Below are 17,306 nucleotides of genomic sequence, written 5' to 3'. Positions count from 1 at the left end.
AGCAGAAGGAGAACCACATGTTTAACCACCAACAGACAACCCAAACACAACTCGAGGAGGTCTTATGATGACCGGCACACCCGACTCCGTCACACTGGTCCCGATCGATAAGATCGAGATCCTTAACTCCCGCGATCGGAACATGAAAGTATTTGAAGAGATCGTCGATAACATCCGAACCATTGGCCTGAAAAAACCAATCACCGTTACCGAGAGACACACAGAAGGAGAGGAAGAGCCCAGCTACCTGTTAGTCTGCGGCGAAGGGCGTATGAATGCCTTTCGAATACTGGGCGAAACCCATATCCCCGCACTGGTAATCGACGTTAACGATGAAGACGCCTTCATCATGAGCCTAGCGGAAAATATAGCCCGAAGGGGCTACAGACCGCTTGAGATACTGGCGGATATCGAAGTGCTCAGAAACCGCGGCTACAGCGCCGACATCATTATTGAGAAAACGGGCCTTTCATCCAAATATGTTAAAGACATCGTCTTCCTGTTGGAGAAGGGCGAAGAGCGGCTCATCGAAGGCGTACAGCGCGGTGCTATCCCCCTCACCACCGCCCTCGAAATAGCCCGAGCCAATGAGAACTCAGAGAGTGAAGAGGCCAATCTCGGGGATATGCTCCAGGAGGCCTATGAAAACGGGCACCTGAAAGGGCGCCAGATCATCGAAGCCAAACGCCTTATCGAAAAGCGAACCACACATGGCTCCGGCTCCCCTAACTCGGACCAAATGCGCCCGCCCAAATCCAGCTACAGCCTGGTACGCACCTATCAGCGAGAAGTAGAGCGCCAACGCAAGATGGTACTTAAAGCCGAACATGCGCATCAGCGCTTGCTGCTGGTAGTGCAGGGCTTAAAGAAACTCTTTGCAGACGAGCACTTCGTTAACCTGCTCAGGGCTGAGGGGCTAGATACCTTGCCCAAGTACTTGGCTGACCGAATCGAAACCTACATCGCTCCAACAACTGATGAAAATCCCAACAGCGACAACTCTGAATCAACAGAAGGAGTGACAGCATGAATACGCTTCCACAACCACAAAACAACCAAAGCCAAAAGCTCTCTGAGATGTACCCAGGTATTTTCCAAAACGATACCTCAGGTCAGCACGATCTGCGCACAGCACCGCTCAACACGCTACTGGGATTTGAGATGGAGACCTACCAAATCCCCCTGGAGAGCCTGTTACCCAGCAAAAAACTGCCCGACGGCCTCATGAGCACGCGCAAATACAAGCAGGTGGTCTCATCCATTAACGAGATTGGACTGATTGAGCCCCTCTCAGTATTGCAGACTGATAAGCAGAAAAAGGAGTATCTTCTGCTCGATGGTCATCTCCGTGTCCTGGCACTCAAAGAGCTCGGACTCAATGAAGCCCCCTGTCTATTTGCCCGAGACGACGAAACCTACACCTATAACCATCGCATTAACCGACTCTCAACGGTGCAAGAGCACTACATGCTAAGGCGTGCTATTGATCGCGGGGTAAGTAAGGAGCGCCTCGCCAGAGCATTCAACGTTAACCTGAGCTCAATCAACCGGCGCGTTAACCTTCTGCAAGGCATCTGCCCCGATGCCATCAACTTGCTGCAAGACCATCAATTTACACCTGATGTCACCCGCATCCTCAGGTGTATGAAGTCTGCCCGGCAAGTCGAGGCAGTAGAGCTGATGCTTGCAAGTAGCTCCATAACCGTCGCACATGCAGAAGCTCTGCTCAAGGCAACACCCCCAGAACAAAGAGCCGACTTAAAGCCCGAAGACAAAGAGAAGAAAACAGCCCCCATCGAACAGATGGTTAAGCTCGAAAAAGAGATGAACCAGGTGCAAGACCAATACAAAGAGGCTGAATCCAACTATGGCTCTGACTTGCTCAACCTGATGGTGGCAAAAGGCTACTTAACCAAGCTGCTTGAGAACGAGGCAGTAAAAACATTTGTTGATAAGCATGAGCCAGAAATATTGAGCCATTTCGAATTGGTGGTAAATACAGTGAGCATGGAAGAAGCGCTGAATGAAAACTCGGACGAGCCGACCCAGAGTGAATAATGGCATCCCATATTAGAGACAAACCGAGATTGATCAACGTCGAACTCAAAAGAGCAAAATGCATTTAAGTCTCAAAAAGAATATAAATGAGGTGACGCTGGATAAATATCAGGATAGAATGTTCACAAGATGAACTTTTCGTACCGGTGCAATGACGCACCGTGCGGTAGCGTGCCTGAAAGAAAAATGCCACAGCCAAAAAATTCAGAAGATATTAAGTTTCAAGATGAGCTCCGGCTTCGTGTAATGCGAGTACTGGAAGAGAACCCTGAAGCAAGCCAACGTCAAATCGCCAGCGAGCTAAATGTCAGCCTTGGCGGAGTGAATTACTGCCTTAAAGCGCTGGTGGATAGAGGGCTAGTAAAGCTGGGTAACTTTGCCAAATCGGATCGCAAGATTGGCTATGCCTACTTCCTTACAGCAGAAGGAGTGGCTGAAAAGGCAAAAATCACAGCGCGATTTCTGAAAAGAAAAATGGCTGAGTATGAGCAGCTGCTGAAAGAGATTGAACAGCTTGAGTCTGAAATGAAAAGTACCGATACAGCGACACTGGAGAATCAATAGTGAATGTCTTAGTAACAGGTGGGGCCGGTTTTATCGGCTCTGCTGTTGTGCGCCATCTGATTAACGATACTGAACACCAAGTGCTCAATCTTGACAAGTTGACCTATGCTGGCAACATCGAGTCCCTTTTAACGGTTGCACATTCTGATCGCTATCAGTTCAGTCAGACTGATATCTGTGATCGTACCGAGCTCGACAGAGTGTTGGCTGAGTTTCAGCCTGATATCATTATGCACCTGGCGGCCGAGAGCCATGTGGACCGCTCAATAGAGGGTCCCGCGGACTTTATTGAGACCAATATTGTGGGCACTTACCATTTGCTGGAAGCCGCTCGCGCATACTGGTTACAGCTTTCGACTGACAAAAAGGCAGGATTCCGTTTCCATCATATCTCAACCGATGAGGTGTATGGCGATCTTGAAGGGACTGACGATCTGTTTACAGAGACAACTCCGTACGCGCCGAGCTCTCCATACTCGGCATCAAAGGCAAGTTCAGATCACCTAGTGCGTGCATGGCACCGAACATTTGGTTTGCCGGTTGTTTTGACGAACTGTTCTAATAACTATGGACCTTATCATTTTCCTGAAAAACTCATTCCACACATGATTTTGAATGCCCTAGCAGGTAAACCATTGCCTGTTTACGGTAAAGGTAATCAAATACGTGATTGGCTCTATGTTGAAGACCATGCTCGTGCTTTAGTGCTCGTTGCAACAACAGCAGAAATTGGTTCTACCTACAATATCGGTGGACACAATGAGAAGCAGAACATTGAAGTGGTGAATACTCTTTGTGAGTTATTAGAGGAACTGCATCCAGAAAAACCTGCCGGTGTGGGTTCATATAAAGATTTGATTACGTATGTCAAAGACCGTCCCGGTCATGATCTGCGTTATGCCATTGATGCTTCGAAGATTGCACAAGAGCTAGGATGGAAGCCCGTTGAAACATTTGAATCGGGTCTTCGTAAGACAGTTCAATGGTATTTGGATAACCAGATCTGGTGGCAGCGGGTTTTAGACGGTGAATATCGTTTGGATCGCATCGGTGAGTAACGGAGAGGTTTAATATGAAAGGTATAGTCTTAGCAGGTGGTTCGGGTACACGTTTACACCCTATAACACGCGGCGTTTCAAAGCAGATGCTTCCTATTTACGACAAGCCTATGATCTATTACCCGCTTTCAGTTTTGATGCTAGCAGGTATTAAAGACATTCTTGTTATATCAACACCCCATGATCTTCCTGGTTTCCAAGAGTTGCTGGGCGACGGTAGTTATTTCGGTATTAATTTATCGTATGCAGAGCAGCCATCTCCTGATGGACTAGCACAAGCTTTTATCATTGGTGAAGAGTTTATCGGTGATGATAGTGTCTGTCTGATATTGGGTGACAACATCTTTTATGGTTACGGCTTTAGCGGAATGCTAAAAGAGGCGGCTCAACGCTCTTCCGGTGCCACTGTGTTTGGCTACCACGTTTCTGATCCTGAACGTTTCGGTGTGGTCGAGTTTGACCAATCGGGTAAAGCAATTTCAATCGAGGAGAAGCCCTCAGAACCAAAATCCAACTACGCAGTAACAGGTCTCTATTTTTACGACAACCGTGTTGTGAAAATTGCTAAAGCGGTGAAACCAAGTCATCGAGGTGAACTTGAGATTACAGATGTAAATAATGCCTACCTTCAGTTGGGTGAGCTAAATGTAAGCCTAATGGGGCGTGGTTTCGCATGGCTAGACACTGGTACACATGATTCCTTAATGGAAGCTGGCCAATACGTGCAAACCATTGAGCATCGACAGGGCTTGAAAGTTGCTTGCCTTGAAGAGATTGGTTTTAGAAATGGTTGGTTGAGTAAAGGGCAATTAATTGCTCAGGGCGAAGCCTTAGCTAAAACTGGGTATGGTCAGTATCTTTTACAGATTGCTGAAGAGGCTTCATTTCGATGAAAGTGACTAACACAAAGTTACCTGGTGTTTTTATCATTGAGCCTAAAGTCTTTGGCGATCACCGAGGTTTTTTTAAAGAAACCTTTCAGGCTGAAAGATATAAAGAAGCTGGTTTAACGCTGCCATTTGTGCAGGATAATCATTCGCGTTCTCAAAAGGGCGTTCTGCGTGGCTTGCACCTCCAGAAAACCCGTCCCCAAGGCAAACTTGTAAGCTGTAGTTCAGGCACAGTTTATGATGTTGCTGTGGATGTTGATCCAAACTCAGACACGTTTGGTGAATTTGTTGGTGTTGAATTGAGTGCAGAAAATCACCTCCAATTATGGATTCCACCTGGGTATGCACATGGCTTCTGCGTATTAACTGATACTGCTGATTTTCAATACAAATGCACAGACCTTTATTTTCCAGAAGATGAGGGTGGTCTCATATGGAATGATCCTGAAGTTGGAATTCCGTGGCCAATCGAAAGTCCACAGCTTTCGGAAAAGGATTTAAAACTACCTAATTTATCTCAAATCAGAAAAGCAGTGCGATGATATGAGAGTTCTCGTTACTGGTAAAAATGGGCAGGTAGGTCGATGCTTGATGGATCAGGGCGAAAGCTATGGATTCGCTATGTTTGGGATGTCCAGCGCAGAATTAGATATCACCAATATAAGGAATGTAGATTCGGTTATTTCTCAGATTAAACCAGATTTGGTGATTAACGCAGCTGCCTATACGGCTGTTGATAAGGCTGAGACTGATAAGAAATCAGCGTATGCAGTTAATGAAACCGGACCAAAAATTCTAGCTGCTGCATGTAAAAAACTGGATATCCCGCTGTTTCATATATCAACGGATTATGTCTTTGATGGCGAGTCTGATATTCCTTACAAGGAAACAGATAGCGTAAACCCAACTAGTATATATGGACGAAGTAAGCTTATGGGTGAGTTAGCTGTACGCAACACGCTGTCTAAGTTCATTATTCTTAGAACTAGTTGGGTGTTTTCTGAACATGGCGGAAATTTTGTAAAAACTATGGTGCGTATGGCTCGGGAACGGGATCGACTTGATGTGGTGTCGGATCAGTTCGGAGGACCATCTAGTGCCCATGGTGTCGCTGCAGCTCTGCTAAAGATCGCCGCTCAGCTTGAGCAAACGAATGCGATTTCTTGGGGGATATACCACTATTGCCAGAAGCCATACGTAAGTTGGCATCAGTTTGCTCAAGAGATTATTGAGCGTGCTACAAAGATGGGGCTAGTGGATCATCCTGTCGAGATTGCGCCAATCCCCAGTTCACAGTTTTTGACATCAGTAAAGCGTCCAGAAAATTCAAGTTTAAAGACAGATAAACTTGAACGTTGCTTTAACGTGTCCGGGGGGCAATGGAGCCTCGATTTAGAAATGGTCTTAGAGTCTATAAAAGGAGTCGGCTAAACGAGCGAATATTCTCTCTTCATCTATGTATCAGTCCCAGTTCAACATCCAGAAGAAATTGGAAACAAGATTCCGAATACAATTTTTGCCAAAGCGAGATACGAATGTTTATCGTTTATAACTATTTAAAAAGACAGGGTGCAATTATCTCTGGAGAGATATCTGGGAACGTCAAGCTAAGTGAGATAAAAATCACCTGAGTCAACAGTGATTTTCTTGATATAGATGAGATCATTGTTAGTTTGAGGGGTTGTGGTTCTGCGTGATTAGCTACTGTGCACGCGACTCACTGAGGGCTGGCCAATTCGTTCAGACAATAGAGCGCAGACAGGGTCTGAAAGTAGATTGTTTGGAAGAGATTGTATTCAGAGTAACTGGATTGGGTTAGACGAACTTTAAAGTCAATCACCAGAGGTGATAAAAACAGAATACTGGCGATATCCTCTTGGGGTCGTCACATTGGAGAAACACGGTGTCGCAAATAGTTGATTTTAATTGGATAGAGTTTCAAGAACTGGGTGATAGTCGTGGAAGTCTAGTATCTATTGAAGTTGGGAATCAAAAACAAGTACCGTTCGAAGTTAAACGATTGTATTACATATATCGAACTGAAGAGGGTGTAAGCCGCGGTTATCATGCACACAAAAACTTAAAGCAAATAGCATTTGCAATTCATGGTAATTGCGACATGGTCTTAGATGATGGAATAAATCGCCAAACAGTAAGGCTTGATGATCCGACTAAAGGAATTCTGATCGAAAATATGGTTTGGAGAGAGATGCATAACTTTTCTAGTGATTGTGTCCTCCTTGTTTTGGCTAGCGAGCATTATGATGAAGGCGATTATATAAGGGATTACCAGAGATTTATTGAGCATTGCGCAGGGAAAGGTAAATGAGCGCTGATACAAAGAACATCGTCATTGCTGGAAAAAACAGCATAGCTATTGGTGCATTGGATTATCTCTTGACTGAGATTAAGTATCCGCCCTCGAAAATTGCAGTTGTAATAAATAAAACAGACAACGGTAACAACGGCTGGCAGTTGTCTTTAAAAAAATATGCTGAAAGAAGAAGTGTTAGGGCGCTAACTTTGCAGGAAGCTGAATCAAGTGCTGAAGTCTTTTTTTCGTTAGAATTTGATCAGATTATTAAACCTAATAGTTTTAAGAGCAGTTGTCTATATAATATCCATTTTTCATTGTTGCCTGAATACAAAGGGATGTATACATCGATCTGGCCAATATTAGACGGTAAGTCAAAGGTTGGATGTACACTTCATAGAATAGATCGTGGGGTCGACACTGGTGAAGTTATTGATTGCGAAGAGTTTTTAATTAATGAATTTACCACGTCAAGCGAACTGTACTGGTTGTATTTAAGGAAGGGGTTGGATTTATTTAAAAGAACAGTTAAGCCATTGCTCACAGGAAGTTTCATTTCTCGGCCGCAGCATCCAATTGGATCCAGTTACTACTCGATTGACTCGTTTGATTTCTCTGACCGAACACTCAACTTAAAAAACACTGCATGGAAGATAGGTAGGAAAGTTAAAGCTCTAGCTTTCAGAGAGTATCAGTTACCCGAGTTTAACGGCGTGCCTATTGTGAACTATGAGATCGTAGGGGAAAGAAGCCAGCATACGCCTGGTACTCTCTTATACGAATGCGACTCTTACGTTTTGATATCTACAATAGACTACAATATCAAGTTATTCAAAGATAGATACACTGATTTCATCGCTTGCCTAGAGATCGGGGATTTTGACTCAGTTGTTTCGTTGTTGAAAAATATTACCTCAATCGAAGATCGAGGTTCAACTGGTTGGACGCCTTTAATGGTGGCTGCTTACCATGCGCACGGCGATATTTTCAATTTCTTATTATCGGAAGGCGCTGATGTAAACGCATGTAACCGGAATGGGACAACAGTTTTAATGTACGCAAAAGATGGTTTCTTGAGAACGGGTAACCGTAAGGTTATCGATCGTTGCCTATCTAGCGGCGCAAATATCCATCAGCGAGATTTCAATGGATTGGCGTTAGCTGACTATATAGATTCTCATACCTTCGATCAGATAATGTTAGGAGTAAAGTTGTGATCCCATTTTTGGCTTTAGATAAAATAAATTACCAATATAGTACAGAGTTAAAAGAAGCAGTTGGTAGAGTCATTGATTCTGGTTGGTACTTACGTGGAAGTGAAACAGAAAAGTTTGAAGAAAGATTTGCTAGTTATATCGGAACAGATTATTGCGTTGGGGTAGCAAATGGTCTTGATGCTCTTACGCTCACACTAAAAGCTTGGATGGAAATGGGAAAAATCGAAGCAGGTGATGAAGTTTTAGTTCCTGCAAATACTTATATTGCTAGCATACTTGCTATATCGTCCGCTGGACTTAAGCCCGTGTTGGTAGAGCCCGATTGGTTCACATTTAACATAACGGCAGATGCAGTAACGCAGAGTATTACTCCGCGAGTTCGTGTGATTCTAATGGTTCATTTATACGGTAGGCTCGCAGACTTTGACGATATAGTTTCTTTCGCCAACGCACACGGGCTTCTTATACTTGAAGATAGCGCACAAGCTCATGGTGCAACACGAGGGAAGGCGCGGGCCGGTAGCATCGGTGATGCAGCTGCGTTCAGCTTCTATCCAGGCAAAAACCTCGGGGCTCTCGGAGATGCGGGGTGCGTAACTACAAACGACGAAGAGCTGAGAGACGTAATCGCAGCGCTCGGCAATTATGGGAGTTACAAGAAATACGAACATGTTTATAAAGGCGTAAATAGTAGGTTAGATGAGATACAAGCAGCAATGCTGTCGGTGAAACTGAAGTATTTAGACGAAGAGCTTCGCCGTCGCAGAGAAATTGCAAAACTATATTGTGAACGGATACGCAACAGGGAGCTTTTACTTCCACTTAAAAAATCTGAGATGCAAGGAAGCCTAACATTCCATGCGTTTCATCTTTTTGTTGTTCGTTGTAAAAATCGTAGTGAGTTTATCCACTTTCTCGAAGAAAACGACATCGCGCCATTAATTCATTATCCAATCGCTCCACACAAACAAGCCGCTTACGAAGAGTTTAATTTCGATAATTATCCCGTAACAGAAAAGATGCACAGAGAAGTGGTAAGTTTGCCTATTAGTCCAGTAATGTCAGATTCAGACGTTGACCATATTATAGACGTTTGTAATCAGTACAGATCAAATAACTAATAATGGGCTTTGCAAAAGCAGCAATCCTGAATGGATTCGCGGTAGCAGTACGTCTGCTTTGTTTACTTGGAATCAATAAGGTCCTAGCAATTACTGTGGGTCCTTCAGGATATCTCTTAGTAGGTCAATTACAAAATGTGCTCCAAATAGCGAGTGTTATTGGAAGTTTTGCAATTAATACCGGTGTGACCAAATATACTTCTGAGTATGATAATGATTTATTAAAGCAACAAGCACTGTGGAAAACTAGTGTTAACCTCAGTGTCATAGGAGGGATTTCCTCTTCTGTCATCTTTTGGGTTGCAGCAGAAGAATTTGCAAATTGGATATTCGATGATGGCGCCCTCTCTATAGTTTTTCGGTGGGTAGCAATCGGCGTGCCATTTTTTATATTAAATAATATGCTGTTATCTATAGTGAATGGAAAGCGGGATATTAATAACTACGTTGCCGCACATGTTTGGACCAGTATATCCTCGGTAATAGTGACTTGCTTCCTAGTTTACAGATATGGAGTTTTGGGGTCGCTAATAGGGTTGGCTACTTATCAAATTTTAGCGGTATTGGTGAATGGCTATCTACTCACAAAGCGGAGTTGGTTTAGGGTCGAACACTTGATAGGGCGAATTGATCGTTCAATTATTCGAGAGTTGTTTGGTTTTACAGTTATGGCAAGTGTAACCGCACTTGTTATCCCAATAACACACATAGCAATAAGGAATTATCTGACTGAAATTTTTACTTCTAGTGATGCTGGATATTGGGAGGCTATGTGGAGATTGAGTTCTGCATATTTATTGATATTTAGTAGTTCTCTAGCGGTGTATTATGTACCACAATTAGCAAGATTGCATACCTATAGTGATATTTATCGTGAAGTAAAAAGAGGGTATGTTTTTATTTTTCCAGCTGCGTGTGTTGTTTGTCTTTTTATATATTTATTCAGAATTGACTTGATATCTAATCTATTTTCCGTGGAATTCTTGAAAATAGTCGATTTGTTGCCGTGGCAGTTAGTAGGTGATGTTTTAAGGGTCGCCAGTTGGATTCTTTCCTTTATAATGCTGGCTAAAGCTATGGTTGCTCTTTATGTGTCAACTGAGATATTAAATTCTATATTGTTTTACGGTCTAACGGTTTTTCTCTGTGATTATTTGGGTCTTCAAGGGGTCGCAGTGGCACATGCTGTAAGCTGTTTTGTTTATTTTCTGGTTATGGTTGTTTTTGTGCGAAAACACTTGAAAAAAGAATATAATAAATGAATTTTTATGGGGTCTGGTAATTGTTAGGTAGAAACGAGCATAAAATATTAGAGCGGGCTGTTGGATTACTCAAAAGCAGAGATGTAACTGGTGTCGACTATGCAAGATGCGCAGCGCGACTGACTTATCAACTCTGCAGTGCCTATTACCTGCCAGAACTCGAGCGTGGACTTATTGATTATGGTAAAAATCTAATCGGAGTAAATTATGTTTCTTCAAATGATGAACTGGTTGTTGCCTTTTTAGACGATTTTGCTCTAGATAATCGGGGGCTATCTGAACAATATTTGATCGAACTGTGCCGGTCGTACGATAAGGTTTTTTATATCGTTAATCGACCACCCCCAATCCATAGAGGTTCAAGTATATCTAAAATCATTGCTGAATATTGTAACGTTGAGGTTAAGTTTGTTGCAGGATTAAATGTTGATGAAAAAATAAAAAGTATTTGCAGCTTGCTACAATCCACAAACGCAGCGCGAGTTTTCTGTCATTTGAGCCCTTGGTCCGTCGAGGCTACAATAGCCCTTAGTACTATGTCCGGTCTAAAAAAGACACTTATTGATATCACAGATCATAATTTTTGGCTCGGTGCGTCAATCTTTGACGATTTTATAGGCTTTCGAGACTACGGAAGAGTTTTGGCTGTTCAGGAACGGGGTATTAGTCCCGATAAATATATGGTATTAAGGTATTATCCGATATTACCAAGCAAAGTAGTCAAGTTTGATCTTAATGTTCCGTCAACTGCTGTAGTATTATTTTCGGGTTCAAATTTCTTCAAAATCTACGGCGATGATGGCCGTTTTTTTAACCTAATAGATGAGATTTTAACCGAAAATTCTGACGCCTACTTTGTTTTTGCCGGATCCGGCAATCCGATTAAATTTAAGAGTTTTTGGAGTAGATCTCAGAACAAGAATCGTGTACTACTGCTAGGTCCAACTAATAACATTGCTGGGCTTTTCAACAGGTGTGATGTTTTTGTAAATACATACCCCCACTTCGGTGGACTAATGACACATTACGCAGTATCGCTTGGCAAGCCTGTAGTTGGTTTCAGAGGCGTTTATGCGCACAATTTTGCTGAAGATGTTATTCATGAAACATGTGATGCTCAAATCTCAATAGCTGATCAGAGCGAGTTTGTTAGCTTCATGAACGCCCTCATTAGGAGTGATGTTAAGAGAAAGGAGCACGCAAACAGTTGCAAAAAGTACATAAGGGATCATGACGACTTTCACAGGGATTTTGGTGAAATCAAAGCTTCAGGCTTCGTTGCCAATGCTCCGCTAACTGCTACTTCGATCAATATTCTAGCAGTTAAGAGTCTGTACAGCGAGATAGAAAGTAAGTGGATGGGTTATTCAGATATGATTATTGTAAGCGAACTCGGTTGGAGTTTCATATTGAAAAATCCATTTTGGGCTGTACTTTTCTTCACTAAATCAGCTTGGAAGTTGGCACGAATCCTATTTTATCGGATTTCTAAAGGACGAGTCGCATAAATGCTTATCAGACAGATATCGAAAGATTCTCTTTCGTCGCTTGTCTTTCTTTGTATCAATTTCGCTTGTCTATGTCTGTTATTAGTATTCGAGGATTTTGTTGGTATCGGGCCGGGTCAAGCTCATGTGGATGAGCAGACCTATTTGAAGTCGTCAGAAAACTTCAATTTAATTTTTGGTTCAGGCTATTTTTTTCTGTCTTGGGCTTTTGGCGGGAATTTATTTTATTTGGTTGGTATTAATGTTTTAGTCTACCTGTACACAAATGTTAAGTTGTATGGATTACTTCGTCGTCACTTTTGTAGGAGTTACTTTCAGGTTTTTATTGCGCTAGTCGTGATTCTTGATCTTTATCGAATGCATTTGGCCTTGCATGTCTTGAAAGATACTCTAGTAATTTTTCTTATTGTAATCGTCTTTACCAGTAATCGTGTGGTTAGCATACTTAGTTTTTTAGGTGTTTGTTTTCTGCGACTGGCCTCTCCTCTTTACATAATCGGGTTGATTAGATCCCCAGTGGTTTTGTTGGTTGCGATTATATTTTTATTTGCTTCTATTGAGATATTTGTTCCCGGCACTTTGAGTTATTTGTTGAGAGGTGGGAATGAAACTATGGTGTTTCAGAGTTACGACGCCGTACCTACGTTCAATGAACTCGGTATATTAGGGGATGTACTGAGGGCTTTTGTATGGCCTTTTTTGACAATCAGTGGAGGATATATCATGTTATCTCCAACTGTTATGTTTGTTCCGATGGCGGTTTCCGCCGCCGCCCTTCAGGTTGTTTTTTTTCTTAGGTATCGGAGATTTTGTTTCTCGTTGGGTATATATGTGTCTATGTCGATCTACGCCCTTTTCACTCCAGGTTTTACGACGTTCATTCGCTATGTTTATCCTCTGTTGACGATAATGCCCTTACTCGCTTTAGGAAGTTATCATTTTGAGACATCGTATGACTACTATTTCAAACGCGTCAAGAGATCTACAAGAGCGATCGTGCAAGCGTTTTTGAGAGGAGGTGCGTATTGATACATGCTTCAACGGACACAACAGACAGGTTAAAATATCACGTCTTGCTGACGAGCAACGCTCAACACTGTCTGATCTTTGGCTGAGTTGCTGTGCTGGAACCAGGCTGCGAAGAGACCTCTCCTTCTCAATCGAGGGAGTAGTAATTATCAAAATAAGCGCAAGTGTGCTCGGTCATCAGATTAAACTTCAATATCATGCTCGGATGAGTCATGACTCGTCTTCCACGATTTCTTATTTGGATCGTACTTTTTTATTACTCGGGCAGGGTTACCAACTGCAATTACATATTCTGGAATTGGGTTTGTTACCACGCTGCCCGCCCCAATTATTGTTCCCTTTCCAATCGTTACACCCGGCAGAATTGCAACTTTCTCACCTATCCAACAGTTATCACCGATTCTCACCGGCGATGACACAAGCTGGCGGGTGTTTGGAGGTGTCTCTGGACTGGAACTATTCTGCGGGTTGTAAGAGCCGTGACTATGGTCAGAAATGAATACACCTGAAGCGACTAGAACGTTGTTCCCAATCGTCACGCTCTCAATTACACCGATATGCAAGTCTGTATTGGCTACGAAGTTTTTCCCGATAACGAGTTTGGCCTCCACTGATCGCGTTTCCAGAAGCAAACGCGGCCCAGTGTTGAGTCCCGGACCTATGAAGATCTCTCCCTCCCGTCGTATCAAAAATGGCCAGCGGACGAGGCGAGCGTTACGAAAAAAAAGTTTAGTTAATAGTAGATCACGGGCGAGAACTATAAGGCCGGTAATGCCAAGGGCTTTTAGTTGTCTTAGCATGATGAATAACTCTTTTTATAGTTTTAGTGTTGATTTGAGCGCATCAGTATATCTGGCCATGATCGCACTCCAACTATATTTGCGTAGGCCAATGCTATTTAGGTTTACTGAGTTGTCTTTCAAGGTTCCATTTTCGTGCTCTTTCAGCAGGCCAAGAAGTTCTGTCTTGGTCGCAAAATAGTGGGCGTGATCAGCTGTTGTTGCGCGGTTGTAATCGACATCGAAAGCTAGAATGTTTAGTCCCAGGCACATCGCTTCGACCAGCGACGGGTTGGTACCGCCTACAGAGTGGCCATGTACGTAAAGCCCAGCATTACTGCGTAGTTCATCAATCAGCGCTGGCTCATAGATGGGGTCAAGTAACTTGAGGTTGGTGTAGCTTGAATACGTGCTGCGGAGTTCGCGTCCAAAGTCGCTTGAGTTGAAGTTGCCGACCAATACAAACGGAATGGAAGTCTCAGCGAACGCGCTCAAAATAAGATCAACATTGTTTTCTGGAACAATACGACAAACTTTAATGGCGTATGTTTTGGTGTTTAGCCCTAACTCCGCCAATTTTGTCCCCACTGGTTGCCGCTTTACGTGATTACCACCATAAGCAATAGTTATTGGCTCTTTGTTGTACTTCGAACGAACATACTCAGACAGAACCTCGTTATCGCTCACAATAACCTTTGCACTCAGGATACCCACAAATTCAGAAAGCCAGAGAAATACCTTTATAATTCTGTTCCATTTGCCCCGTTTCCACTCAGCACCGTCGATATTGAGGATCACTGGTAGGCCAGCTAGGCGAAATATTGGCAGTGCTAATGCTCCTGAGGTTCCTAACATGATGGCGGCATCGCACTCGCGCCACGCGTGATACAAAGAGACTATATCATAAGGAATGCTTTGCCAGCCGTTTGCATCTAGCCTGATGACTCGCACGTGCGCGTTGTTATGGCTGGAGTTGTCGCTGTCGTTAGTTAAATAGGTGCAGTAAACAACAAACTCGAAGTTAGGGTCTTTGAGGCGGGTAAAGTGTTCCACTAGCTGGTCCCAGCCACCGTAACTGGCTGGAACTCCGTTTGCTCCAACAATTGCTACTCGCTTTTTCAAGTTATAACTCCGTATAATGTGTCCCGCACTAATTTAGCTGGGTAGTCTATTCTGCTAGAGATGACAAAGCTACCACTTATGCAGATAAAAGGAGAAGCCGCTGAACGTTTTAATCACTGGCGCCAATGGTTTTGTAGGTCGTTATTTGTGCAACGATCTATCTGAACATTTTAAATTACGCTGCTCGGTGCGTAATAGTGTCGCCGTAGGTGACGGGATGTTTGCGGTCGGTGATATCGATGGAAGTACAGACTGGAGCGGCGCACTGGCTGAGGTCGATGCTGTTGTTCATACGGCAGCGCGTACTCACATTATGGACGAGTTAAGTAGCGATCCACTAGCCAAATACCGTCGCGTGAATGTGGACGGTACACTTAATCTTGCCCGTCAGGCCGCAGAAGCAGGTGTTAAGCGCTTCATTTTTATCAGCTCGATTAAGGTTAACGGTGAACAAACACCTTTAGGTCAGCCGTTCACTGCTGAGGATACACCTGCTCCCGAGGATGCATACGGTATTTCTAAATGGGAAGCGGAGCAGGGCTTGCATCAACTGGCTTGTGAAACCGGAATGGAGGTCGTGATTATCCGACCGCCGCTGGTGTATGGACCGGGTGTAAAAGGTAATTTTTCCAGTATGATCAAGCTGGTGGCTAAAGGGCTGCCTTTGCCACTAGGTGCCATTAATAATCAGCGCTCGCTGGTGGCTATAGATAACCTGGTTGATCTTATTATTACCTGTATTAGCCATTCTGCAGCTGCCAATCAGGTGTTTTTGGCTGGGGATGGGCAGGACCTGTCAACTACTGAGTTACTACGGGGCGTTGCTCGGGCGATGGGTAAGCCTTCACGGTTGATTCCCGTGCCTGCATCCTTGTTGATGCTTGCTGCAACTTTGTTGGGTAAAAAGTCGGTGGCGCAACGGTTGCTGGGTTCTTTACAGGTGGATATTTCCAAGGCTCGTCATCTGTTGGGGTGGGAGCCTCCGATTACAGTCGAAGAGGGCTTGCGTCGGTGTTTTGAGTATCAAGATAAGTGATTGAGGTTTTCAGTTGATCCGTCTGTTTGATTTTGTATTTGCTCTTATGGGACTAGTTTTTGGTGCGCCGGTTTTCGTCGTGCTGACGGTCATTGGTTTGTTTGATACGGGGTCGCCTATTTTTCGCCAGGAGAGGGTGGGACGTGACAAAAGGCCATTCACTTTGGTCAAGTTTCGGACAATGAAGGTTGATACTGCATCAGTTGCAAGTCACCTCGCTAGCTCCTCCTCAATTACGCCTTTTGGTCATTTTCTTCGTCGGACCAAGCTTGATGAGTTGCCCCAGCTCTGGAATGTATTGATAGGTGATATGAGCTTGGTGGGTCCGCGACCAGGGTTGTTCAATCAAGAAGAGTTGACAGAGGCTCGTGGAAAACTGGGCGTCTTTGCTGTTCGCCCCGGAATTACTGGGTTATCGCAGGTTAATGAGATCGACATGTCTACGCCAGAACTGTTGGCTGAGTCAGATGCTAAGATGATTGCGGAGATGTCCGTCTCGAACTATTTCAAATACATCTTTCAGACGGTCGTTGGAAAGGGTTCTGGTGATAGGGTTAAAGGTTGAATCACTTTTGCTTTTCAAACACCCTTCCCAAGAACCAGAAATTCAATACTCCTGCCCATAACGCTTGATCTGATTCCGTCCAAATGTGCTGGATGGCTGAGGTGAAATGACCGTCTGCATTGAGATATACCATAAAGGCCGCTGTCTTGGATGTGCAGTACAGTGCCATGAACCAGTAGGTGATTATGGGCCTCACGCTTTTTGAAAGTGCATCGGCCCAGCCTATTTGAGTCAGTGTACCTTGTGAATCTATTGCTCTCTGAAAGGTATTCAGTTCAGCGGTTTTAATTTCTGCGTCTGATTTTTCTGCCGCAGTAATTCGCTCATTTTGCGCTCGCAGTTGCCCAAGTTGAATCGTATTATCTTGAATCGCCAGTTCGTGTGTTCGCTCGCCTTTGCGATCGATCCATTTTAGGATTTCAGGGGTGAGGCGAAAGGCGCCGCCTAACAAGCCGCCTAATAGTGTTTCGATCATTGGGAACCTCCCATGAGTTTCAGTTTCATCGCAATGCCTACAATGAATGCGGCCAGTAGCCCAGTAGTGAGTACCTTGATAGCGGTTTGCCATACGGTGTGACGTGCATCACGCCAAGCATCCAGCAAATCACGAAGCTCTCGAATATCCCTTGCCGCATGGCCATTTTCTAACCCAAGGTGGGCAAGGCAGCGTTCGGCACCGCGCTCAGCCGCTTGTTCGAGTAGGTCATCAAAATCTTCCATTCGTAGCTGAATGGTCGCTTCTTGTTGATCGGTTTGTTTGGGCTCCATGAACAATCCCTCAAA

General features: G+C 44.0%; 19 protein-coding genes. 15 read left to right on the top strand and 4 right to left on the bottom strand.

Features of this window, described 5'->3' with window-relative positions:
* Positions 1-64 precede the first annotated feature (64 nt).
* The 13 genes from GH975_RS08695 (at position 65) to GH975_RS08635 (ending at position 13,021) form a co-directional block, all read left to right on the top strand.
* Positions 65-1,030, top strand: coding sequence for a plasmid partitioning protein RepB C-terminal domain-containing protein (locus GH975_RS08695; RefSeq protein ID WP_153714145.1), 966 nt, complete (start codon positions 65-67; stop codon positions 1,028-1,030).
* Positions 1,027-2,058, top strand: coding sequence for a plasmid partitioning protein RepB C-terminal domain-containing protein (locus GH975_RS08690; protein ID WP_211365797.1), 1,032 nt, complete (start codon positions 1,027-1,029; stop codon positions 2,056-2,058). Before GH975_RS08695 ends, GH975_RS08690 begins: the two co-directional genes overlap by 4 nt.
* Before the next feature lie 171 nt (positions 2,059-2,229).
* Entirely contained in the window at positions 2,230-2,622 is a 393-nt protein-coding gene (locus tag GH975_RS08685) for a MarR family EPS-associated transcriptional regulator (protein WP_246164709.1), read from the top strand.
* Positions 2,622-3,680, top strand: coding sequence for a dTDP-glucose 4,6-dehydratase (rfbB, locus tag GH975_RS08680; protein WP_322788848.1), 1,059 nt, complete (start codon positions 2,622-2,624; stop codon positions 3,678-3,680). Before GH975_RS08685 ends, rfbB begins: the two co-directional genes overlap by 1 nt.
* Positions 3,681-3,694: 14 nt before the next feature.
* Entirely contained in the window at positions 3,695-4,573 is an 879-nt protein-coding gene (gene rfbA / locus GH975_RS08675) for a glucose-1-phosphate thymidylyltransferase RfbA (RefSeq protein WP_153714143.1), read from the top strand.
* A complete protein-coding gene (gene rfbC / locus GH975_RS08670; RefSeq protein ID WP_153714142.1) occupies positions 4,570-5,112 on the top strand; it encodes a dTDP-4-dehydrorhamnose 3,5-epimerase in 543 nt (180 codons plus the stop codon). The genes rfbA and rfbC overlap by 4 nt, the downstream gene beginning before the upstream one ends.
* Before the next feature lies 1 nt (position 5,113).
* A complete protein-coding gene (gene rfbD / locus GH975_RS08665) occupies positions 5,114-6,001 on the top strand; it encodes a dTDP-4-dehydrorhamnose reductase (protein ID WP_153714141.1) in 888 nt (295 codons plus the stop codon).
* Between the two features lie 472 nt (positions 6,002-6,473).
* Complete coding sequence (locus tag GH975_RS08660) at positions 6,474-6,899, top strand: sugar 3,4-ketoisomerase (RefSeq protein WP_211365796.1); 426 nt, start codon at positions 6,474-6,476, stop codon at positions 6,897-6,899.
* The gene (locus GH975_RS08655; RefSeq protein ID WP_153714140.1) at positions 6,896-8,101 is read left to right on the top strand and encodes a formyltransferase family protein; all 1,206 of its coding nucleotides are present in this window, start codon (positions 6,896-6,898) and stop codon (positions 8,099-8,101) included. The genes GH975_RS08660 and GH975_RS08655 overlap by 4 nt, the downstream gene beginning before the upstream one ends.
* Complete coding sequence (locus GH975_RS08650) at positions 8,098-9,222, top strand: DegT/DnrJ/EryC1/StrS family aminotransferase (protein ID WP_153714139.1); 1,125 nt, start codon at positions 8,098-8,100, stop codon at positions 9,220-9,222. The genes GH975_RS08655 and GH975_RS08650 overlap by 4 nt, the downstream gene beginning before the upstream one ends.
* Positions 9,223-9,224: 2 nt before the next feature.
* Positions 9,225-10,484 (top strand): O-antigen translocase, encoded by a 1,260-nt coding sequence (locus GH975_RS08645; protein WP_153714138.1) that lies wholly within the window; start codon positions 9,225-9,227, stop codon positions 10,482-10,484.
* Positions 10,485-10,504: 20 nt separating this feature from the next.
* Positions 10,505-11,992, top strand: a complete 1,488-nt coding sequence (locus GH975_RS08640; RefSeq protein WP_153714137.1) for a glycosyltransferase — start codon at positions 10,505-10,507, stop codon at positions 11,990-11,992.
* The gene (locus tag GH975_RS08635; protein WP_153714136.1) at positions 11,993-13,021 is read left to right on the top strand and encodes a hypothetical protein; all 1,029 of its coding nucleotides are present in this window, start codon (positions 11,993-11,995) and stop codon (positions 13,019-13,021) included.
* 182 nt (positions 13,022-13,203) lie between these two features.
* Here GH975_RS08635 and GH975_RS08630 read toward each other — a convergent pair whose 3' ends face one another.
* Both GH975_RS08630 and GH975_RS08625 read right to left on the bottom strand, forming a co-directional pair.
* Positions 13,204-13,821, bottom strand: a complete 618-nt coding sequence (locus GH975_RS08630; protein WP_153714135.1) for a DapH/DapD/GlmU-related protein — start codon at positions 13,819-13,821, stop codon at positions 13,204-13,206.
* A gap of 15 nt (positions 13,822-13,836) precedes the next feature.
* On the bottom strand, positions 13,837-14,922 hold the full coding sequence (locus GH975_RS08625; RefSeq protein WP_153714134.1) for a DUF1972 domain-containing protein: 1,086 nt from the start codon (positions 14,920-14,922) through the stop codon (positions 13,837-13,839).
* A gap of 100 nt (positions 14,923-15,022) precedes the next feature.
* On the opposite strand from GH975_RS08625, the gene GH975_RS08620 reads away from it, so the two are divergent.
* Both GH975_RS08620 and GH975_RS08615 read left to right on the top strand, forming a co-directional pair.
* The gene (locus GH975_RS08620; RefSeq protein WP_153714133.1) at positions 15,023-15,958 is read left to right on the top strand and encodes a UDP-glucose 4-epimerase family protein; all 936 of its coding nucleotides are present in this window, start codon (positions 15,023-15,025) and stop codon (positions 15,956-15,958) included.
* Between the two features lie 13 nt (positions 15,959-15,971).
* Positions 15,972-16,523 carry a sugar transferase gene (locus GH975_RS08615; RefSeq protein ID WP_153714132.1) on the top strand — a complete coding sequence of 184 codons (552 nt, stop codon included), beginning with the start codon at positions 15,972-15,974 and terminating at the stop codon, positions 16,521-16,523.
* A gap of 1 nt (position 16,524) precedes the next feature.
* Here GH975_RS08615 and GH975_RS08610 read toward each other — a convergent pair whose 3' ends face one another.
* Together GH975_RS08610 and GH975_RS08605 are read right to left on the bottom strand one after the other, a co-directional pair.
* Complete coding sequence (locus GH975_RS08610; protein WP_153714131.1) at positions 16,525-16,998, bottom strand: hypothetical protein; 474 nt, start codon at positions 16,996-16,998, stop codon at positions 16,525-16,527.
* Entirely contained in the window at positions 16,995-17,291 is a 297-nt protein-coding gene (locus GH975_RS08605) for a DUF6127 family protein (RefSeq protein ID WP_153714130.1), read from the bottom strand. Before GH975_RS08605 ends, GH975_RS08610 begins: the two co-directional genes overlap by 4 nt.
* Between the last annotated feature and the right edge of the window lie 15 nt (positions 17,292-17,306).

The organism is Litorivicinus lipolyticus (assembly GCF_009650135.1).
Classification (GTDB): domain Bacteria; phylum Pseudomonadota; class Gammaproteobacteria; order Pseudomonadales; family Litorivicinaceae; genus Litorivicinus; species Litorivicinus lipolyticus.
The sequence above is the reverse complement of the archived record's forward strand: the minus strand, read 5'-3'. Positions and strand labels throughout refer to the sequence as shown.